Source organism: Bernardetia sp. MNP-M8, assembly GCF_037126285.1.
Taxonomy (GTDB): domain Bacteria; phylum Bacteroidota; class Bacteroidia; order Cytophagales; family Bernardetiaceae; genus Bernardetia.
In genome coordinates, this window is the sequence record NZ_CP147012.1 from 4,652,236 (window position 1) to 4,674,240 (window position 22,005).

General features: G+C 30.5%; 19 protein-coding genes. 9 read left to right on the forward strand and 10 right to left on the reverse strand.

Going from position 1 to position 22,005, the window contains the following annotated elements:
• Positions 1-21: 21 nt before the first annotated feature.
• A complete protein-coding gene (locus V9L04_RS18820; protein WP_338791468.1) occupies positions 22-1,266 on the reverse strand; it encodes a hypothetical protein in 1,245 nt (414 codons plus the stop codon).
• Positions 1,267-1,640: 374 nt separating this feature from the next.
• On the reverse strand, positions 1,641-3,116 hold the full coding sequence (locus V9L04_RS18825) for a M28 family peptidase (protein WP_338791469.1): 1,476 nt from the start codon (positions 3,114-3,116) through the stop codon (positions 1,641-1,643).
• A gap of 105 nt (positions 3,117-3,221) precedes the next feature.
• On the opposite strand from V9L04_RS18825, the gene V9L04_RS18830 reads away from it, so the two are divergent.
• Positions 3,222-3,680, forward strand: coding sequence for a hypothetical protein (locus V9L04_RS18830; protein ID WP_338791470.1), 459 nt, complete (start codon positions 3,222-3,224; stop codon positions 3,678-3,680).
• 59 nt (positions 3,681-3,739) lie between these two features.
• Here V9L04_RS18830 and V9L04_RS18835 read toward each other — a convergent pair whose 3' ends face one another.
• Complete coding sequence (locus tag V9L04_RS18835; protein ID WP_338791471.1) at positions 3,740-4,783, reverse strand: hypothetical protein; 1,044 nt, start codon at positions 4,781-4,783, stop codon at positions 3,740-3,742.
• Positions 4,784-5,184: 401 nt separating this feature from the next.
• Here V9L04_RS18835 and V9L04_RS18840 point away from each other — a divergent pair, with 401 nt between their 5' ends.
• The 4 genes from V9L04_RS18840 (at position 5,185) to V9L04_RS18855 (ending at position 9,556) form a co-directional block, all read left to right on the forward strand.
• Positions 5,185-6,774, forward strand: a complete 1,590-nt coding sequence (locus tag V9L04_RS18840) for a peptide MFS transporter (protein ID WP_338791472.1) — start codon at positions 5,185-5,187, stop codon at positions 6,772-6,774.
• Positions 6,775-6,868: 94 nt separating this feature from the next.
• Positions 6,869-7,468 carry a hypothetical protein gene (locus V9L04_RS18845; protein ID WP_338791473.1) on the forward strand — a complete coding sequence of 200 codons (600 nt, stop codon included), beginning with the start codon at positions 6,869-6,871 and terminating at the stop codon, positions 7,466-7,468.
• Positions 7,469-7,726: 258 nt separating this feature from the next.
• Positions 7,727-8,458: an electron transfer flavoprotein subunit beta/FixA family protein gene (locus V9L04_RS18850; RefSeq protein ID WP_338791474.1), complete on the forward strand. Its 732-nt coding sequence runs from the start codon at positions 7,727-7,729 to the stop codon at positions 8,456-8,458.
• Positions 8,459-8,599: 141 nt separating this feature from the next.
• Positions 8,600-9,556, forward strand: a complete 957-nt coding sequence (locus V9L04_RS18855) for an electron transfer flavoprotein subunit alpha/FixB family protein (protein WP_338791475.1) — start codon at positions 8,600-8,602, stop codon at positions 9,554-9,556.
• 118 nt (positions 9,557-9,674) lie between these two features.
• On the opposite strand, the gene V9L04_RS18860 is transcribed toward V9L04_RS18855, so the two are convergent.
• The 3 genes from V9L04_RS18860 to V9L04_RS18870 form a co-directional block, all read right to left on the reverse strand.
• A complete protein-coding gene (locus V9L04_RS18860) occupies positions 9,675-10,073 on the reverse strand; it encodes an acyl-CoA thioesterase (protein WP_338791476.1) in 399 nt (132 codons plus the stop codon).
• Between the two features lie 190 nt (positions 10,074-10,263).
• Positions 10,264-11,727 carry a hypothetical protein gene (locus tag V9L04_RS18865; RefSeq protein WP_338791477.1) on the reverse strand — a complete coding sequence of 488 codons (1,464 nt, stop codon included), beginning with the start codon at positions 11,725-11,727 and terminating at the stop codon, positions 10,264-10,266.
• Positions 11,728-11,817: 90 nt separating this feature from the next.
• On the reverse strand, positions 11,818-12,204 hold the full coding sequence (locus V9L04_RS18870) for a VOC family protein (protein ID WP_338791478.1): 387 nt from the start codon (positions 12,202-12,204) through the stop codon (positions 11,818-11,820).
• Between the two features lie 393 nt (positions 12,205-12,597).
• Here V9L04_RS18870 and V9L04_RS18875 point away from each other — a divergent pair, with 393 nt between their 5' ends.
• On the forward strand, positions 12,598-13,347 hold the full coding sequence (locus tag V9L04_RS18875) for a TIGR00730 family Rossman fold protein (RefSeq protein WP_338794214.1): 750 nt from the start codon (positions 12,598-12,600) through the stop codon (positions 13,345-13,347).
• A 103-nt stretch (positions 13,348-13,450) separates the two neighbouring features.
• Here V9L04_RS18875 and panD read toward each other — a convergent pair whose 3' ends face one another.
• The gene (panD, locus tag V9L04_RS18880; protein WP_338791479.1) at positions 13,451-13,798 is read right to left on the reverse strand and encodes an aspartate 1-decarboxylase; all 348 of its coding nucleotides are present in this window, start codon (positions 13,796-13,798) and stop codon (positions 13,451-13,453) included.
• 177 nt (positions 13,799-13,975) lie between these two features.
• Entirely contained in the window at positions 13,976-14,839 is an 864-nt protein-coding gene (panC, locus tag V9L04_RS18885; RefSeq protein WP_338791480.1) for a pantoate--beta-alanine ligase, read from the reverse strand.
• Between the two features lie 412 nt (positions 14,840-15,251).
• On the opposite strand from panC, the gene V9L04_RS18890 reads away from it, so the two are divergent.
• The 3 genes from V9L04_RS18890 (at position 15,252) to V9L04_RS18900 (ending at position 17,733) form a co-directional block, all read left to right on the forward strand.
• A complete protein-coding gene (locus V9L04_RS18890) occupies positions 15,252-16,358 on the forward strand; it encodes an LptF/LptG family permease (RefSeq protein WP_338791481.1) in 1,107 nt (368 codons plus the stop codon).
• A gap of 17 nt (positions 16,359-16,375) precedes the next feature.
• Positions 16,376-17,077, forward strand: coding sequence for a metallophosphoesterase family protein (locus V9L04_RS18895; RefSeq protein ID WP_338791482.1), 702 nt, complete (start codon positions 16,376-16,378; stop codon positions 17,075-17,077).
• A 107-nt stretch (positions 17,078-17,184) separates the two neighbouring features.
• Positions 17,185-17,733 (forward strand): cyclic nucleotide-binding domain-containing protein, encoded by a 549-nt coding sequence (locus V9L04_RS18900; RefSeq protein ID WP_338791483.1) that lies wholly within the window; start codon positions 17,185-17,187, stop codon positions 17,731-17,733.
• A 63-nt stretch (positions 17,734-17,796) separates the two neighbouring features.
• On the opposite strand, the gene dnaA is transcribed toward V9L04_RS18900, so the two are convergent.
• Together dnaA and V9L04_RS18910 are read right to left on the reverse strand one after the other, a co-directional pair.
• Positions 17,797-19,716, reverse strand: coding sequence for a chromosomal replication initiator protein DnaA (dnaA, locus tag V9L04_RS18905; protein ID WP_338791485.1), 1,920 nt, complete (start codon positions 19,714-19,716; stop codon positions 17,797-17,799).
• Positions 19,717-20,897: 1,181 nt separating this feature from the next.
• Positions 20,898-21,986 (reverse strand): IS4 family transposase, encoded by a 1,089-nt coding sequence (locus V9L04_RS18910; RefSeq protein WP_338791486.1) that lies wholly within the window; start codon positions 21,984-21,986, stop codon positions 20,898-20,900.
• Positions 21,987-22,005: the final 19 nt, after the last annotated feature.

A 22,005-nucleotide genomic window follows, 5' to 3' on the forward strand; every position in this document is an offset into this window, starting at 1 on the left:
TTTTCTTTACAAATAATTTATTTACTTTTCTCCTTTTGGCTTAGAATATCCACGGATAGCAAGAGGAATCCATCCCAAAACAGGAATAAAATAAGATATTGTAATCAGATTTCTGAAAAGCAAAGGAAAAAAATCTCTTCTACGCATTCTCAATGTAAATTTGCCTTTTCTACCTTCTTGTTCATACTTTCTATATTTTCTATCAAATTCACTAAAAAGCATAGGCCAGCCGATAGGTGTTAGATAAGGAAAGAAACGAATTTTACTTCCTCGTTTTTCTTTTCCTTTGTTGGCTGCTCTCAAATCTTTCCAATTAAATGGTTTTTGTCCGTATTTTTCTACTGATTCGTCAAGTAGTTTTTGAAATTTATCTCTGACATAATCTCTAATTCTGACTACATCTTCTTGTGTTGCTTCTTCAGAAGGTTTATCTAAAAGCTCAGAAGGGTTAATTCTTTCTCCTTTTACATACGTCATTTTAGCAGGAAAACCTGTATAAAAAAGCCAAGGAAAAATAGGCACAAGTGCTGTAATAATACCCATTGGTAAAAATGGAATTCCAATTTTATTTACTAATTTATTTACCCAAGGAATGCTATATGTATGAGGATTGATATATTCACCATTGACGGTAGCAAAAGGTATAATATCAGTTTTGTATTTAAGAGCCATTCGGATAAAAGATGTAGAAAAACGCTGTGCTTCATATTTTCTGTTGAATCCTTTTCCAATTCCTGGAACGCCCTCAGGATAAACCATAATATTGTAATCATTACAGTTCATCATCGTTTCAAAATTGAGAGTGGTAGCATCTATACCACCTACCTTTTTCCATAAATTATAAGCACCAAATGGATTCATGAGAGCTGACTGTGAAAGCATAGGTGCAACCAGTGGGCGAATACTCTTTTTCTGAAACCCAAACTGCCTAAAAATTTCGGCTAAAAAAATCATTCCATCCCAAGGAAAAGCCATTCCAGAGTGGTTACTATAATAAATTAGAGGTCTTTCAGGGTTATTTCTTTCTTCTTGCTCATCAAAACCTACAAAAACAGGGCGATAGTAATAATCTGACATAGGAGAGATTACGTGTTCTATTAATGCTTCTGTATATTTTTGGTCAAAATTTTTATAATAAGTTTCAATGTTTTTCTGAACATCTTTAGGAACTTCTCTCTCTTTAGCAAGTTCTAAAGTTTTCAACCATGCAGTAGATACTTCTTGAGGTAAATTTTCAGGAATTTTAATAGCAGTATTCGTACTCATAAATAATTTATAATTTCTTTAGTTGGTGTGTATGCAAGTGTAAGTAACTGAGCAAAATTATTTATATGCAAATGGAATCTGTCTGACACCTCAAAGGTGTCTTGAGAGTTTAAACTTCCACTTTCTAATTGTTTTTTTAGATATGTTTTATTTTGCTCAATTACTTTATCAAAATAAAAAACCACAAGCAGCCCAAACTTGCTTCTCTATTTTTTTTATCTCACAAAATACGTTTTTATCGGTAAAAAAACAATAGTAAGTAACTGAGCAAAATTATTTATATGCAAATAGAATCTGTCTGACACCTCAAAGGTGTCTTAAGAGTTTAAATTTCCACTTTCTAATTCGTTTTTTGAATTCAATTTATCCTTAAATTACTTTGCTTGAATTATATCGTGACTAAATTCGATTAAAAGTTCGTATAAATTTTGAAAAGCATAAAGAGATAAATTTTGAGGTATATCATTTATATCATGATAGGCTTGACTTCCTCCATTCAAATAAATATAAAAACTAGGAACTCTATTTTTATGAAAAAAATAATGGTCAGAATTAGCTGCTTCGCCTCTACTTTCTATTGTTTTTAAATAACTTTTCTCTTTATTTATCTTTTTTAAGAGTTCAAATTCTTTTGTATGAATAGTTGCATTTACTACTGTTGCCCCTTTCTCTCCAGTTCCTATCAAATCCAAATTTATCAAAAAATTAATATCTTGTAATGGAAAAAGAGGATGTTGAGTATAAAACATTGAACCTAAAATACCAATTTCTTCTGACCCAAAAGCCATAAAACAGATAGAATATTCAGGAGGATTTTCTGAATAATATTTTGCTAGTTCTAAAAGCATCGCTATACCAGAAGCATTATCGTTTGCACCAGCAAAATAAACATCTTTACCCATCTTACCCAAATGATCATAATGAGCTGAAAAAACGATTACTTTTTTAGGATTTTTTGTTCCTTTTATATATCCAATTACATTTTGAGAAGGCTGAGAATTTACTAATTTTGATTTTACCTTAAATTTTAATGTTTTTATCTTGTTATTTTTTTTAGATGTTTTCAAATCTTCTAAATCTATCAAATCAAGTGCCTCATAAATAGGAAAAATACTATCTAAGACTTCAAAATAAGGTTTTGAATAGGCAACAGGTGAAGGGACACCAATTAATTTTTCTGTTCGTACAAATACAGCTTTTGCTTCTTGAATTTTTTCTAAAAAAACAGGATTTTCTAGTTGAATTTTTTTTGTCCATTTATCTGAATACATAACAGCACTTTTTCTTAATGACACTTTTTTAAATGCAATCTGTGCCGAATCACTCTCAAAAAATGCTGAATCTAAATATAAAATTCCTACTTTTCCTTTTCCTGAATTAGAAAAAGAAGCTACCAAATACTCTTTTCCTCCTTGAAAATTATATCCTTTAGATTTTAATTGTACTTTTTTTGGAAAAGTATTTACAGATTTTAGATTAAATGATTGAAAATAACTATTATTGTATTTTAATAATCCTATTTGTTCAAATTCTCTTGCAACGTAACTTGCAGCTAATTGTTCTCCATTATTAACATATCCTCTTCCTTGCATTTTAGAACTGCAAAGTATATTTATTGTGTTTTTTGCATTGTTTATTATGTTTGGATATGATTTTTGATTTTTACTTTGATTTTTTTGTGATGATATAAGTAGTGTGTCTTTTGTTATGTTTTGACTTGAATTGCTCTGAGCAAAACCTATTGTAGAGTTTGATAAATAAACAAACATACAAATACTGCTAGTAATAACAATATAACAAAAATAATACAATGTCATCATAACAATCTTAGAATAGAATACAGGTTTCATTTTTTTTGAGGTTATTTTTTACTTATTATTTATTTTTGAATGTTTTCTAAAAATTTTATTTTTACCGCCCTTTTTTTTGGAACTATAGTGTTTAGCATTTCTTGTTTGAGTAAACAAAAGGAAGAAAAACAAAAAGAACTTTACACTATTTTACCTACTGATTCTAGCACTTTTACAACTTCTTTGGATAAAATAGAAAGTATCAAAACTTCTAATTTTGATTTTGATGGAAAATGGAAGTTAGTAATAGATTCTTCACAAGAAAATCAATATCAATATTTATATTTAATTTTTGCAGGTAGAAAAATATATTCTAATTTGAATGCTGATTATTCAAACCAAAATGAGCAAAAAAATAATTTAAAAGAAGCCTATAAAGTTTTTGCTATTTACGACAAATGTCCTGATGAAGAAGGAACATATAATAAAAAAGGAAATTTTTTAGTTTTTGGAAGTGGTGATGAAAAGCTAGTTTGTTATGAAGTAATATATTTTAACCCTACAAAATTTATTTTGTATGATGTGGCAAAAGGAGGAGAATTAGAATTTAGAAAAGTAGAGTGATTATGTTTCCTGCTACTATTCAGTTCTAAATGTATATTTTCCCATTACCTAATTTGCATTTAATAATCATCTTCGTATTCATCATCCTCTATTTCATACTCCAACTCTTCATTGTCTTCAAAAAGTTTGATTGCAGGCAGATAATTTGAACACATTTTTAAAGAACGAGAAAGCCAACGAACAGCTTCTCTTATATAAATTAATGCTTGTTCATCACCTGTAAACTCTGCCTCGTCCAAGAGCAATAAAGCTGTATCTAAATAGGCTTTTCCAAAATCATAAAGCACTCCTGGTTGGTCTTTTACATACAAAAACATCGTTTCATAAAGTGGCTTTGCTTCTTCTATTTGTCCTGTGTATCCTAATAGATTTGCTTTGGTAAGTTCGGCATAAGAAGAATCAATATCAGTTTCTATTTTGTTTTTGGCTGCAAAATCAGCAAATGCACCAATAATGAAAGGTACATTTTTCCAAAAACGAGGACGCAATTCTCTTTCTGTACAACTATCGCATTGATATGTTTTTTCAAAAGAAAAGGCTTTATCTTCTTTTCCATAAAAATAGAATTCTACTTTTGGTGTAACCTGAATTCGATTATAATAATTACAAACAGGACAAATTTTGTAATCATTCAAATCTGTATAGTTACCATATTTATTAAAAATGGAATCACAATATCTACAAAAAATATACTTTGTGGGTTTCAAATAGGATAAGTCTAAATGACTTCTACAAGTGGGACATTCAGCTTTTCTAAAATTATGTAGTTCGTCCTGCGCCTTTAGTTCCTTTTTGCGTTCTTCTACTTGCAGTTCTGTATATTTCCTATCAATCTGGCTTTTTATATCAAAGGCTTCTTCTTCATCTACACGAATCATAAAACCATTAAAATCAGGTAGCAGAAACTCATCTACTGCTGTTCTTTCTCCTGCTTTGATAATAAATGAAAGACGATTTCGATAGCGTACTACTTCTTGAAGCTCCGAAAAAGCAAGTAATTCTCCATCAAAATAAATACCCTCTTGTTCGATAGAACCTTGTTTATCAAAATAAGAAGTTGGTTTATTATTTATATTTAAGAAGCGAAAATCAAAATCGAACATAAGTTTTTCAGTTACCAGTTATCAGTAAATAGTTACCAGTAAAAATACATTTTATTTATTTGTAAGGAAATAATTAACCACTTCCTAAGTCAATAAATAGTTATATTACTGATAGCATGCAAAGTTAATTTTAAAAGAGCTGTTTTGTTAAGCAAACGTAAATATAATTAAAGTATCTGACCTATTTGAGCAAAACATACTGATTTTGTTTATCTTGCTTAGATTATTTTCTTACTGATAAAGAATGAATTATGTTTATTTTTCCCTTGATTCTCTTATAATCTATAATTGTTTCAAAATTATTCATTATAAATTCATAAATTCGCAGTATTGAAAGACGTATTTTCAAAAATACTAAAAATAAATTATTTACTCATAATAAACACACCAATACCAATTTTATGGCAACAGAAGGAATACCAGCTAAACCAAACAAAGATGCATTCGACGGAGAATTGCAAGAAATGTTTGGACACCCAAAAGGACTTTTTTATCTATTTTTTGCAGAAATGTGGGAACGTTTTAGTTTCTACGGAATGCGTGCTTTATTAGTTCTTTACATGACTGATGTCCTATTTAATGGGCTTCCAAATGGTGAAGAATTATCCTTTGTAGTGTATGCTGCTTATGGAGCTTTAGTTTATGCGACACCTTTTGTTGGTGGAATGATAGCTGATAAATTACTCGGTTACAGAAAAGCAATTATGCTTGGAGGAGCTTTGATGGCAATAGGTCATTTTGTGCTGGCTATTGAAAGTACATATGCTTTTTATATTGCTCTAGCTCTTATTATTGTAGGAAATGGCTTTTTTAAACCAAATATTTCCTCATTTGTAGGAACACTTTATCAAGAAGGCGACCCACGTCGTGATGGAGGTTTTACGATTTTCTATATGGGTATTAATCTTGGTGCTGCTATCGCACCTTTATTTTGTGGTTGGTTAGCTGTGGAGTTTGGTTACCATTGGGGTTTTGGAGCTGCAGGAGTAGGAATGCTTGCAGGTCTGATATTCTTTTGGGACGGAATGCGTAAAGGTGTTTTTGGCAATCAAGGTTATCCACCTAATGGAAAAGGAACAGTTTCAAAAATGGTTGAATCAGTTGTATATGTACTTGCTTTTATGTCTGTGCCTATTTTTACATTTTTAGTTTGGGAAAATGAATATGTTTCTTGGATTTTATATGGTGCATTGGCTGTTTCGATTGCTTATATAATCTATATTATGATAAGTGTTTCTAGACAAGAAGCTCAACGAGTTTTTGTAGTTTCTTTGCTTACCTTCTTTATTACTGTTTTCTGGTCATTCTTTGAGCAAAGTGGTAGTTCGCTTACACTTTTTGCAAAGTACAGTGTAGATTTAGTATGGATGAATGCAGCTCAAACCAACTCTATTAATGCTATTTTCATTATCATGTTTGCAATTCCATTTTCTATAATGTGGGTAGCCCTTTCCAAACGCAAAATGAACCCTTATACACCTATTAAATTTGCTTTAGGAATTGCTCAATTAGGATTAGGATTTTTGATTTTTGCTCTTTCTATTCGTTTTGTAAATGAAAGCGCACAAGTACCTATGATATTTTTGATTTTGGGTTATTTATTAATGACAACAGGTGAGCTATTTATTTCTCCAGTTGGTCTTTCTAAAGTAACTGAACTTACACCAAAACAATTTGTAGGATTTATGATGGGAGTTTGGTTCTTATCTTCTGCCTTTGCTCACCATATTGCAGGAATCATTGCTACACTAACAACAGGTGGCAAAACAGAAGGAACTCAGGCAGCCGTAGAACCTACTTTTATAGATGGATTGGTAGAAATGATTACAGGAGTTACAGCAGAACAAGCTGGTAATTTCAGTGAAGGAATGGAAAAACTTTATACCTATTCTACTGTATTCTCACAAGTAGGATTTGCAGCTATTGGTTTTGCTATTTTGGCTCTTATTCTTTCTCCTCTTATGATAAAATGGTCACACGGAATTAGATAATTTTTATCTTTTAAAATAGAGATATAAAACAACAATAAATCCTTATTCAATCTCTATTGGGTAAGGATTTATTGATTAAAAATAAATTAAAATAATGGGCGATAACATAACAAAAATTGTAGCTATTAGTATTATTGCATCTATATTTATAGGTATATTTGGAATGATTGGCTATTTAGGTATTACAACCTATAAAAGAGAAACTACTTGTAGAGATTATACTAGTGGGAATACAGCAGTAATAAAGGAGATGATTTTAGATGAATCTATTTCAGTAAATTATGGCTGTCCGTATCCTTTTTTAGCATACTCTTCAAAAATAGGAGATATAGATATGGTAAGATTTCTAGTAGAAAATGGCGCAGAAATAGAGAAAAAATTTACTTACAAAAATCCAAAGTCAACACCTTATAAAATTACACATACACCTCTTTTTTATGCTATTTATGGCAAATACGAACAAAAAATAATTGATTTTCCTATGGAAATAAATGAAGATTTTATTGCTTGTTTAGAGTTACTTATAAAAAATGGTGCAAGCCTAGATACTCCTTGTGGTAGAGAATACAGCGAAAAAGCAACAGATAGTTTGAAAACAGTTTATAGAAATGAAAGTCCTGATTCACAGACAGCTAGAGAAATTATAAAACTGATAGACAATAAATTATTGAATGATTTTGCTGCAAAATATTAAGTTCATTATTTTCAAACTTATACTATTTTGAATGTTTTAGATGAAATAGGTCAAGACAAAATATAATAATCATTTTTATAGAACAATCTATTACAAAATTGCGCTTTTAAAGAACATGCCGTATATTCGCAGCAGATTCACACACATTCCAAACAATTTTCTTAATCATTCCTTTTATAGTTAGTTTCAAAGAATCTAGTTAAAAAATTAGATAAAAGGAATTATTCATTTTTTACTTCTTTTTACCAATCTCTTTATATGAATATATTAGTTTGCATTTGTCATGTACCCGACACAACAACAAAAATTAAATTTACTGGTACAGAATTAGATAAAAACGGCGTACAGTTTATTATTGGTCCTTATGATGATTATGCTCTTGCTCGTGCCGTAGAGCTTAAAGATGCAAGTGGAGGAAAACTTACTGTCCTTAATGTAGGCGAAGCAGATACAGAACCTACTATTCGTAAAGCTTTAGCTATTGGAGCAGATGATGCTGTTCGTATTAATGCACATCCAAAAGATGCTTATTTTGTAGCTGAGCAAATTGCAGCTTATGCAAAAGACAAAAATTTTGATATGATTTTGATGGGACGTGAAGCCAGTGATTATAATGGTGGACAGGTTCACGGAATGGTTGCCGAAATGTTAGATATGCCTTGTATTGTTCCTTGTATGACTTTAGAAGTAGAAGGAAATATTGCTAAAATGGGTCGTGAAATTGAAGGTGGAAAAGAATATGTAGAGTGTGAGATGCCATTTGTAGCAGGTTGTCAAGAGCCAATTGCAGAATGGAAAATTCCTAATATGCGTGGTATTATGATGGCACGTAAAAAACCTTTAGAAGTAATTGAACCTACAACTGAGTCAGCACCAACAGAAATCGTAAATTTCGAACTTCCTCCTTCTCGTGGGAATGTAAAAATGATTGATGCTGATAATATGGACGAACTTGTACGTCTTTTGAAAGAAGAAGCAAAGGTACTCTAAATCAATTACGAATTAAAAATTACGAATTACGAATCATACTCTTTTTTTACAATGACGTTATTTGTATTTTTTCTTCTCGCCGTTGTTGGTGTCTCACCAACGACATCACAAATTCAATTATAAAAATAAACAAATAAAACGATGTCAGTTTTAGTATATATAGAAGCAGATAACAATGCAGTAAAAAAGTCTTCTTTAGAGGCTTTGACGTATGCTGCCAAAATGAATGCAGGCGATGTAACTGCTTTAGTTACAGATAAAGCCGAAAATTTGGAAGAACTTGGAAAATATGGTGTAAAAACTGTTTTACAAGTAAGTGATGATAAACTTTCTACTCGTCCTGTTAGTGCTATTGCTAGTGCTATTGCTAGTGCAGCTAGTAAAGCAGGCGCAAATGTAGTAGTGATGTCTCGTTCTTCTACTGTGGATGCAGCAGCACCACGAGTAGGTGTAAAAATGAAAGCAACTGTTGCTTCAAATGTAGTTGCTCTTCCTCAAACTGATAATGGTTTTGTAGTTCGTAGAGGTGTTTTCACAGGAAAAGCATTTGCAGATACAAAATTAGAAGGTGAAAATAAAGTGCTTACAATTGCTAAAAATGCACTTGCAATTGATGATTCTGTAGGTGGTTCAGCTACTGTAGAAGCATTTAGCCCAGAATATGGAGCTAAAGATTTTGCTGTAAAAGTAACAGATGTAAAAAAACAAGAAGGTGATATTTTATTGCCAGAAGCTGATTTGGTTGTTTCTGCTGGTCGTGGCTTGAAAGGTCCTGAAAACTGGGGAATGATTGAAAATTTAGCAAATGAATTACATGCTGCAACAGCTTGTTCGAAACCAGTTTCAGATATGGACTGGAGACCTCACCACGAACACGTAGGTCAGACAGGAATCAAAGTTGCTCCTTCGTTGTATATTGCAGTTGGTATTTCGGGTGCAATTCAGCATTTAGCAGGTGTAAATTCTTCTAAAACTATTGTTGTAATCAATAAAGATTCAGAAGCTCCTTTCTTCAAATCGGCTGATTATGGTGTGGTAGGAGATGCTTTTGATGTAGTTCCTAAACTTACAGAAGCACTCAAAAAAGCTGGAATTTAATCTTTAACAAAAAAGTAACTAGCTTTTGTCAAAAGTATAGAATAAAAAAGAGGCTGTTCACAAAGATCAGCCTCTTTTTTATGTTTGTTGATACATATTTTTTACTTCCCAATAGACTTTAAAAAATAGGAGTAGGTTTTTTGTTTTCGTCTATAGCTACAAAACTAAAACTTCCTGTAATGGCTTGTTCTCTTTTTTCAGAATACATTTCTTCTATAAAAATTTCTACTGTTACATCAAGACTTGTATTTCCTACTCTTGAAACTTCTCCAATAAGTTCGATAATTGTTCCTGCTGCAATAGGCACTTTAAAATCAATACGGTCAGAAGAAACTGTAACTACTTTTTTACGAGAAAAACGAGTAGCTGTAATAAATGCCACTTCGTCCATCATTTGCATAGCTGTTCCTCCAAAAAGAGTATCATAATGATTAGTAGTATTTGGAAAAACGGCTTTAAAAATACTAGTTTTTGATTTTTGAATTAATTCTTTTTTATTCTCAGTTGTTAAGCTCATAGCTCTTGGATTGGTAATTAAAATAAGTTATTAAACAATTTGAAACTCATCAAATTTTATGTGCTATCAAATTGTTTAACAAAGGTTGTTATTATTTCTGTTTTAAAGCATTTTTTGTTTTTATAGAATCAACAAAAAAAACACAAATTTCTTTGTGCTTTTTAAAATTTTAAGAGGAGATTTGTAATTCCTATCCTCCACAGCCACCACAACCTCCTCCACATGAAGAACCACAGCTACTTCCACAACTAGACCCACAAGAGCTACCACAGCTACTTCCACAAGAACCACCATCACTACTAAACGAAGAATTATTTTTGTCTGTGTAAGTTACTAAAGGAGTAAACGAATCATCAAAAATAGCACTGCCTACATAAATATAGCTCCATTCATGTGTTTTATCATTACTAATTTTCTTTCCATATTTTTGAGGAATAACTGTATTTTTATAAAAATTTGGTACAATATCCCGAGCCATTTTTTTAGATAAGCCATTCAAATAAATAATACTTCCAATAAGAAGAGCAACTAACAAAATAGCTATAAATAGAAAAGGTCTATTGTTAGAAATTCCCATAAAAAGACGAATGCAACCAATAATCATAATAGCCGAAATAACTATATAATTTATCAAAAATAGCTTTGTGAAACGTTTTGAATATTTTATTGTTGCTATAAACTCATCCATCGCTTGATAGGTATTTCGGAAAACTTCTTTATTGGTAAGTTCCTTTAAAAGGGCTGGATAATACACCTCGTCGGAAGTAGCTGAAAGACTTGTGAGCGAATCAAAAATTATATATTCCTCTACTGATTTAGGATTTAGATTCTTACCAATTTTTATTGCATTTTTACTATCTACTTTTATTCCCTTGTTTTTTATCAATTTATTGACAGCATAATGCACAACATCGTTTTTCTTTCCTTTTTTTAAGTAAATAATTTCTGAAATAGATAAATCATTAATAAAAACATCCTCTGACCAACTTTTCAAAATATTTCTTAGATAAGAACTATTAAAAGAATTTAATGCGATGGCAGTTATTACAATCAAAGGAATATAAAATACAAAAAACTCCATTCCATTTATCTCACTATAAAAAGGCTGTATCAAAAAATGAAGGGGAATAAGAACTATCAAGGAAATAACAGCACCTAGCGTAACAATTTTTTCTGGTGTGGTAGTAGATTCTTTTAACCCTAAAGGTTGATACATGGTGTGATATTCCCAAATACTTTTAGGTTGTTTTCCAAACTGTTTTTCGTAGAGTTTTGTAGTATTTTCCTTTGCATTTTTGAATTTTTCAAATTCAGCTTTATTATGAGTCGAAGGAATATGTTGGATTTTTTTCCCTAATAGATTACAAAACTCATTATAAGATTCAGTAAAAATCAAATGTTGATGCCAAACAATATCCACAATTTCAGAAGGTGAAACCATTGTTCCAGCCGTTGCAGCTAGATACATAAATTTTTTATACTCCAAAATGGCTTTATCTGTGAAGTTTTTTGTCCATTTATTCTCATCAGCCAAACGAGTTACAAATCCATAATCTGTAATAGGCTTATTAAAATCAAAACTTTTTATCTTGTCCCAAGAAATAATATCTTTCTTATTCTCATTTCCTGTTTCTGCTGTTTTTTCTATATTCATAAGTAGGAAGTTTGGGTAAATAATGGTGATGCTTATATTTTGTCTTATAAAATACGTAAAATTAATATAAAAGATTTGTTTTGAATAAATTTAATCCCATATTCCTGCACTTACTATCTCTAAAACATGTCCATCAGGGTCTTCAAAGTAAAAAGAAAGTAATCCGTTTTTCCATTCTTGTTCATGTGTTATTTTGATTTGTAGATTTTCTATTTTGTTTTTCCACATCTGATAGTCTTCTACCTTTACTTCAAAAGCAAAATGTATTTTTCCTGTTGCAAAATGAGGAGGTAGATTTTCTTGATTTTTTGCATATTCATTTATAAAACATAAAAGAACATCCGTGCCAACTCTAAAAAATATAAAAGCATCTTCTTTTCTGCTAATGATAGGCAATTCTAGTTTATTGTGATAAAATTCTTGTGTTTTGTCTAAATTGGTTACGTAAAGACAGGTTTCTTTAATTTTCTGAATCATAATAGTGATTTTTGTAATTTGTGATGATAAGTTAGTTTAGATGGCTGTTGCTAAATTCCATAATTTTACTGTGTTACACGTCTAAAAATAACAACAATTGATTCTGTAAAATAGATACTCAATTCATTTTATATTTTGTTTTAAAATTACTTTCCGTATATTAGCCGTTCTGTTTAAAAACTTGATAAATATATAAATCAAAATAAAAAAGCAGTATTGCAGAGTATTTAATCATTAAAACTACTCATTTAACAAAACTATTTAATTAAACGAATTATTAAAATGCCTTACGAAGAAAATCAAAACGAACCAATAAAAAAACAAAAACTTACTTCTGAATCTATTTCAAACGAAGGAAAATCTGAAAAGCCATATCAACCAGATTTGAATGATATGGATGGAAATACGAATGCAAAAGATATATTAGAAGGTAAAACAGAAGAAGAAAAACGATTAGTTAGAGCTTTTCAGAAACGAGATTGGAGTGAAATAAAATCAGCAAACTCTTGGGTTATCTTTAAAGTAATGGCAGAATTTGTAGAAGGGTTTGAAAAACTAGCTCGTATAGGACCTTGTGTTTCTATTTTTGGTTCTGCTCGTACTTCTCCAGACCATAAATATTACAAATTAACTGAAGAAATTGCAGCTAAATTAGTACGCCATGGTTATGGTGTAATTACAGGTGGTGGCCCTGGTATTATGGAAGCTGGTAATAAAGGCGCAAGAGCAGAAAAAGGTAAATCTGTTGGTTTGAATATTGTTTTGCCTTTTGAACAAGGTGCAAATGCGTATATTGACTTAGACAAACTTATCAACTTTGATTATTTCTTTGTGCGCAAAGTTATGTTTGTAAAATATTCTCAAGGCTTTATCGTAATGCCTGGTGGTTTGGGAACATTAGATGAGCTTTTTGAAGCCTACACACTTATTCAAACAAAAAAAATAGCTCGTTTTCCTATTGTTTTGGTAGGTAAAGATTTTTGGTCTGGATTAATGGACTGGATAAAAACGACTGTTCTTGAAAAAGAGAAAAACGTAAGTGCAGTAGACTTAGATCTAATCAGCATTGTAGATACTGCAGATGAAGCTGTAAAAGTAATTGATGATTTTTATTCTCAATATTTACTTTCTCCAAACTTCTAAAAAAAACATACTCTATTTTATAATGCTCGTGTTGCTTTGTTCAAAAACTAACAATGACATTATAAAATAGAGTGTATATATAAAAAATCAGTTTTGTATTATTCTAATTCAAACGATTATTTTCGTTTGGAAATATAATCGTTGGTTTGTGAGCCTTTGCTTCATCGTGTGTCATGAGAGCGTATGAAATAATAATTACAACATCTCCAACTTGTGCTCTACGAGCAGCAGCACCATTTAAACAAATTGTACCTGTTCCACGCTCACCACGAATGACATAAGTTTCGATGCGTTCTCCGTTATTATTATTTACAATTTGTACACGCTCACCTTCATATAAATTAGCAGCTTCCATCAATTCTTCATCTATGGTAATGCTGCCTACATAATTTAGTTCGGCTTGTGTAATCTTAACGCAATGTATCTTTGATTTGAATATTTGTAATAACATAGTTGTTTTTTGATTAAAATAACAAAAAAAGAAATCTTTTTTTGAAAGGATTTTAATAGTTTCTGCTTAATTATACGAATTTATTAATGTTTAAGTTGTAATTTCTTAATGATTTGGTACTATTCTGATTTTGATAAAAAAATGATTTGCTCTTGTGGGCGAACAATAACTTTCAAATCAATCAATAATAATATTATCAATCAGTCGTATTTCTCCTAGTTTTGCAGCGACACAAATTGCAATTTTTGTGCTAGTATCTAATTTTTTTAATTTTAATTTAGAATCTAAAGGTTGTAGAGTAGTTGCATCTATAATTTCCAAATATTCAGTTTCGAACTCTTTGTATTTATCTAAATGAGAAATGCCTGCTCGCTGTGATTTTTCTACAGATTCTCCTTTTTTAAGCATTTTTTTGGTCAAAATAAGACTTTCATATATTTTAGGAGCAATAACCCTTTGATCTTCGTCTAACCTTCTATTTCTTGAAGACATCGCCAGTCCGTCTTCTTCTCTTTTGATAGGACAGCAATAAAGCTTGATAGGAAACGATAAATCAGTTACCATTTGCTGAATAATAGCAAATTGTTGGAGGTCTTTTTGTCCGAAAAAGGCGTGATTAGGTTGTACTAAATTAAATAATTTTGCCACCACAATTCCTACTCCATTAAAATGTCCTTGTCGATGTTTTCCTTCCATTACATTATCTAATCCATCAAAATTCATCTTTGTACGGACAGGACTCTGATACATAGTATCAGAATTTGGCAAGAAAAGCAAATCGCAGCCTGCTTTTTCTAACATTTTTATATCTTTCTCTAAAGAAATAGGATAATTTGTAAAATCGCCTGTGTTATTAAATTGAAGAGGATTCACAAAAATACTACACACTACAAAGTCTGATTTCTTTTTTGCTGTTTTGATAAGCGAAATATGTCCTTTGTGAAGTGCACCCATAGTAGGCACAAAACCAATCGTTTTTTCTGATTTTGAATACGATGTTAAAGATGTTCTAAGCTCATCAATTTTTTCAACAACTTTCATAGCAAGTAATAACAATTAATAATCCATGATAAACTATAAAAAAACGACTACAACAATAAATACAAGAGGAGAGGTAGCTATTTGCCTGCAAAGGTCGTAATTTTTTTTTGATTCTTAATTCCTTATTTCAAAAGAATATAATTATTTTTATTTATCAAGGTCGTATTCCAATCAAGAGCTTTTGTGCAAAATAACATAACAATTATTTATTAGACATAAAAAAACGAGTCTTATTGAAAATGCTATCAGTATAAATAGAGCTATAAAAACATCATTTATTTTTAAAATATCTTTAAAACTGTTAGAAAATTAGATTTTGATTAAATTGTTATCTTTCAAAATTGTAAGTTTGTAGTAAAATTATAATACAAATATTTTATCCAAAGCTAAGATACTTAAAAATGCTTAGGATTTGGATTCTAAAAATCAAACAACTAGAGTGAAAATACTAGACAAATATATTCTTAAAAAATTTCTTACCACTTACGTTTTTGTCGTTTTGGTAATCTTAGCAGTTATTTGTGCGATTGATTATAGCGAAAAAAGTGACGATTTTATCAAACATTCTTTAACCTTTAAGCAGATTGTGGTAGAATATTATTCTAACTTCATTATGCACATCATCGGACTTATTACGCCTTTGATGGTCTTTATTACAACTGTGTTTGTAACTTCTCGTATGGCAGGACGTACCGAAATTATAGCTATGCTGAGTGGTGGAATGAGTTATTTGAGATTGTTTGTGCCTTATATGATTGGAGCGAGTATTATCGCAATTTTTTCATTTTATTTGAATGGTTGGGTTATTCCTCGTGCTAATAAAATAAAGATAGCCTTCGAAACGGCTTATGTCAAAAAACCTTTTTCTTTTGATGAGCGAAATGTACATTCAAAGATAGATTCGAATACCTATGTATATCTTCAAAGTTATAATAATAATACCTTTAATGGACGAAAATTTACAATAGAACGTATAGAAAATAGAAAATTAGTAGAAAAACTATCTGCTGAAAATATTACTTGGGATACCTTAAAACAAACATGGCACATAGACGATTACAAAATACATACTTTTTTTGCAGAACGAGAGTTAATTCTTAGAGGAAAAGATATGGACACTCTTATGGGACTTCTACCAAAAGATTTTGAGAGTAAATATAGATACAATGAAACCCTAACTTTGCCAGAAATAGATGAATATATTGCAGAACAAAAAGCAAGAGGCACAGCTCTTGAGCTAGGAATCTATTATGTAGAAAAATATCAGCGTTATGCATCTCCTTTTGCTATTATTATTCTTACCTTGATGGGGGTGGTAGTTTCTTCTAAAAAAACAAGACAAGGAACAAGTTTTAATATTGCACTTGGCTTTGTGTTGGCTTTTGTGTTTATTTTGTTTGTAGTAGTAGCTAGAAGTTTGGGACAAAGTGGAGCATTAGACCCTCGTGTGGGAGCTTGGATTCCAAATATTATCTTTGGTATAGTTGCTATTTATCTCTACTGGCGTGCGCCCAAATAAAGGAAGAATTTAGATAAATGAAATTAGAACATACAAAATATTCAAAGTTTATTTCTAAAAACCCAGATGGAAGACAGTTAGTTATTCCTGATATTCATGGTTGTTTGGCTACTTTCAAAACCTTATTAAATCAAATAAAATTAACTAAAAATGACCAACTTTTTTTGTTAGGAGATTATATTAATAAAGGAAAGGATAGCAAAGGAGTTTTAGATTTGATTATAAAACTGCAAGAAAATCAAGATGAAAATGGCTATCAAGTTTTTCCTTTACGTGGAAATCATGAGCAAATGTTTATTGAAGATTACGAAGGAATAAAGACAAGTCAGTTTTTGGATAAAACTGCTGAATTCTCACAATTAGAATATGATTTTGTTTCTACTTTGCCTTATTTCTATGAGTTAGATAATTTCTTTTTAGTTCATGCTGGCTTCAATTTAGAAACTAATAATCCATTTTCAGATTTTGAAACAATGCTTTGGAAAAGAGATTTTGTAATTACTGATAAAGAAAAAGAAAATCATTTTTATGATAAAACTATTATTATTGGACATAACCCTACTTTTTTGGATTATATTTTACAAGACATTAATTTAAAAGCTCCTTCAATTTGTTTAGATAATGGATGTGTTTATACTAAAAAATGGTTTTTAGGAAATTTACTATGTCTTAATTTGACTTCAAATGAAATTTTTATACAAGAAAATACTGAAAATTAACTTCGTATTTTTAGTTAATTTTGACTTTAGAAATAATAATTTCGTAATCTTCACTCCTATTTATCTATTTGAACTCTCACCTCTAAATTTTAACTTCATACTTTACTATGTGGAATCCATTTGCTCGTAAATATTCTTCTCAAGACAAAAAATTAATGGATTTTCTTAGAAAAATGTTGATTTTTTCTTGCCTTACTGATGAGGAATTAATGGTTTTTCTACCTAATCTTTATTTAAGAAATTATTCAAAAGATGAAATTGTTTTTTTTAGAAATGATCCAAGCCAAGCACTTTATATGGTCAAATCAGGTCAAATACGACTAGACTTAGATGTTGGAGAACGATTTGAAGAGTTAGGAAAGGTTACAAAAGGAGAGTTTTTTGGAGAAAATTGTTTAGTGCAAGGAACTCATCGATTATATAATGCAATTTGTTGTGATGCTGTAACAGAATTATATATTCTTCCTCTTGCTAATATATTAGAAATTTTTGAAGAATATCCACGCATCAAATCAAAAATATATGAAATGATGTCTCAAAATCAACAGGAATATATTCAAAATATATTTAATGCTTACCGAGATTCATTTGGTATTTTTGAATTAAGCCATTCCTATTTCAAAGGAGAGAATAAAAATAACCATATAATAGAATAAAATAAAAAAGCCAATAAGAACGAAAAGAACTTATTGGCTTTTTTATGTATTAAAACTTTGTTTTTAAAGTTGTTCTATTCGCTTGATAATCTCATCAAAAGTCTTTTTATAAGATTCTTCCTGTTCCATCTTGATAGGAACAACTTTACAAGCATGAATAACTGTGCTGTGGTCTCTTTTTCCAAAGTGCCAACCGATTGCTTTTAAAGGCAAATCAGTATATTCTTTTGTTAGATACATCGCAAACTGACGAGCTACTGCAATTTCTTTTTTTCTTGTTTTTCCTTTGAGTTGCTCTAAAGTAACTTGAAAAAAAGCTGCTACAATTTCTTCAATTGCATCAATAGAAAGTTCGTGAGTTTCGTTTTGATGTGCCACAACTGCGCCAAGTGCTTGACGAGCGAGGTCTAGTGTAATACTCATATCAGCCAAAGAAGATTTAGCTAAAAGAGAAGTAATTACACCTTCTAGTTCTCTAACATTAGTTGTTACACTTTTTGCTAGAAAATCAATCACATCTTGAGAAACTTGCGATTCGTATCCTTGTAATTTCGTATAAATAATTGCCTTTCTTGTTTCTACATCAGGAACTTTCAAATCTAGGATTGCTCCCCATTTGAAACGAGAAAGTAGTCGTTCTTGCAAACCTCTCATCTGAGCAGGCGCACAATCGCTAGTCATTATCATCTGTTTGCCTGCACTATGCAAGTGATTGAAGATATGGAAAAAACTCTCTTGAGTCTTTACCTTATCACACAAAAACTGAATATCATCAACAATCAAGACATCTAAATGATAATACTGTTCGGTAAACTGCGTAATTTCGTTTTCACGTACAGAAGCTACAAAATCATTGGCAAACTGGTCGGCAGATACATAAACTACTCGCTTTTCTGGATAATGTTCTAAGATTTTGTTGCCAATCGCATGTGCTAAGTGCGTTTTGCCCAAACCTACACCTCCATATAAAACTAAAGGGTGAAAACTCGTTCTTCCTGGATTTTTAGCAATTGCTCTACCTGCTGCAAAAGCAACACTATTACACTCACCTTCTACAAAAGTATCGAAGGTATATCTTGGATTAAGATTGTGAGGTAGTGCTTGTGTTGTCTTGACAGGACGAAAATTAGACTGTTGTTGAACATCTCTTGTTCGATTTTGAGTCTGATTTTGATAATATTGTTGAGAAGACTGTGAAGTAGAAGACTGAAAATTAGACGACTTCTGAACCTGTGGTGCAAACTGATTAGTAGTACTAGTTTGTTGGGTTCTATTATTTTCTTGTCTAATTGGTTGTCTTGCTTCTACTCTATTTTCTAGCTCTTTTTTATATTCTGGTTTATATTCCTGTCTAGTAGATTGCTGAGTTGAGTTATTTAATTGGCTTCTAGAAGTAGCCGTTTCATAATTCGAATTGCCATTTAAAACTATTGGATTGTCTGAATCTATATCCTTTTGATTATTATTTTGCTGAGTTGAATTCTGATTTTGAAACAAACTTGTTTGAATAGAAGTCGTTTCAGAATTATCTCCTTCATGACCATAACTCTCGGAAACATGAGAAGAAGAATTAAAATTATTTTTTTGTTTTGCTTGACCTTGCTGATTCTGATTTGTTGATTCTATCCTTTCGTCAAACGAATTATCAAATAAAGGTGTTTGTTTTTTTTCTGGAAGAAGAGAGTATTCTAATTTTCCATTTGTTCCTAATTGTTCGATAATCGCTTTTCTGAGTACAAGAACATAATGTTCTTCTAAAAATTCGTAAAAATAGAGGCTCGGTACTTGAATCGTCAAAATATTTTGGCGCAACCGCAAAGGTCGGACAGGTATAAACCAAGTTTTGAAACTCTGCTCTGGAATTTCAGACTTTATTACCTCCAAACATTGCTGCCAAACTGTCTGACAATCTTTGTAGCCACCACTATTTGTTGAGTGTGGGTTCAATGAGATAGCCGTATTTTGTTGAGAAAGTGATACCATAATTAATTAAAAAAACTAAATTTCCACACACTATCCAAATTTCTTTAGTATCAATAAGATTAGAAAAGGCAATCTGATTAAAGATTTTACTAGTAGTACTGCCTCTCGTTTCTATTTACTGATATTGATTTATTCTTTTAGTTGTCTTTACTTTTTTACTATTTATTTTCTGTTTATCGTTTTTGATTTGATAACTAACCACAAAATTTAATTTGTAGCTCTACTATTATAAAATCTATAACTTAAATTTCTTTTTCTTTACCTGAGTTTGGAAGCAAAATTTTCACTTCATCTCATAAAGGTTTTTTTTATATAAAGACAAAAATTCCTTAACCCATTTTTTATTAAAAACTTAATTTTACCAAAAACTGGGGGTGCAAAAACTACCCTCTTTTTAAATTATTTTTTTTGAAAATCAATAAAGTTTGTTATGCTTGCTGATTTTTTTAAAAAGACAGAGAGGCTAGTAGTTATCTTTCCGTGTATGTGGATTGTGATAACAAAATTGAGAAAAAAAACTGAGAAAAAAAATCGGTTTTTTGTATAAGAATACGCTACCCTTTGAATAGCAATGTAAGTGTTTTAAAGGCATAATCGCTGTTTTTGATAGTGTAAGTGGGTTCGTGTAGATTTCGGTATTACTTAATCTTTACCAAAATGTTACGTAAGGCAAAAAAAATTTTGTTTTTTGCCTTAGATTACTTCTAACTCTGAAATCCGTAGCTATTAAAAATAATTTGCGTTTCTGCAAGATAAATTTTGAATTTGACATTGTTAAGAATGATTTCTTTTAAGAAAAAAAATGAAGTTTTTTTAAACAATTTGGTATTTTTTTTATAGTAAAAAAAGAGTTTTTTAGAGGACGATTAATCGTAAAGCAGGTATAGAGATTATACAAAAAAATCTTTCAATTTGCTATGAATAAAGATAGTAAAAATGAAGAAAAATTTCTATTATAGAAGGGGTTTCTGAAAGGAGAGTCTCATTTTTTAAGAAATAACAAGAATAAAAATATACACAACTACTAATCTTTCAAGAGTATGAAAAAAATACTGTTTCTTATCGTGGTTTTGGGTTCTATGCTGACTTGCTTGTTTTATGCCTTTAATAGTTCATTGTTTCAAAATAAAAATATTTACAATCAAACAAAAAAGAAAGCAATAAATAGAATAGGAGATTCCTCACTCCATTGACAAAACTTTAATTTTCTGATTGAATTTAGTTTCTTTACTCATTGGATTATTGAGTATTTTTTTGATTTCTAGTAATCCATATCGGAAAAAAGAGTATTCATTATATCCATTTGAACAGACTCTTATTTTCGTTTTTTTATGTTTCCACTCCCCTACTTTGTAACACCAAACAAATGCAATAGAACAAAGAGCAAGTAATTTAGCTATTTTCTCTGGTTCTGTCAATTTTGTATTTTCTAGCTTAAAACCTTGTGTTTTTAGTGCTTTAAACAGCGTTTCTATTTCCCAACGTTGTTTATAAATTTCAAAAGCGTTTTCTAAAAAAACAGGTGAAGCTAGATAAATATATCCTTTTTGTGTTCTGCTTACAGATAAATATACTTCTACACCATTGACTATAAAAACACCCTCTAAATGATACGTTTCTGAAATAGCCAGTCCTCTACACCATGCTGCAATTGACTTTGTTTTACCTTTTCTAGTCGCTTTAAAATTAGACTTTAGTCGCATTACAAAATCAAAGTTTTTTCCTGATAAATAAGTAAACCATTTTTGACCTACAAACTCTCTATCTGCTACAATAGAAGAAATAGATAGGTTAGGAAAAATAGATAAAAAACGTTCTATTAATTCGATGCGTTCTTCAGTAGAAGAGTTTCCTTTTTTTGGAAAAACAGACCAAATAAGAGGCACTGAAACATTCTTATAAGCTGCTGAAAGTAACAAAATATTTATATTTTTTTTACCCACTTTCCAATTGGAACGGTCAAGACATAAAACAATATCCTTCCACTTATCAATACCTTGTAAAGAAACAATTAAACGAGTAATTGCCTTAAAATCAAGGTTATAGTGATTTAAAAAGCGTTCAATACGACGTAAAGAGGAGCTGCATTCTACATTCCGTTCAAAAGCTGTAGCAATTTGAATCAACCCTCCTAATCCTACTTTTATAACAGCTATTACAAAAAGACCTATAAATTGAACTCGTGCAAAATGAAACTCTGTTAAATGAGAAGATAAAACAGTAACTAATTTTGTAACTTTACCACTAGAAGCATACTTTGCTTTTGCCATAATTGAGAAAATTTTGTGA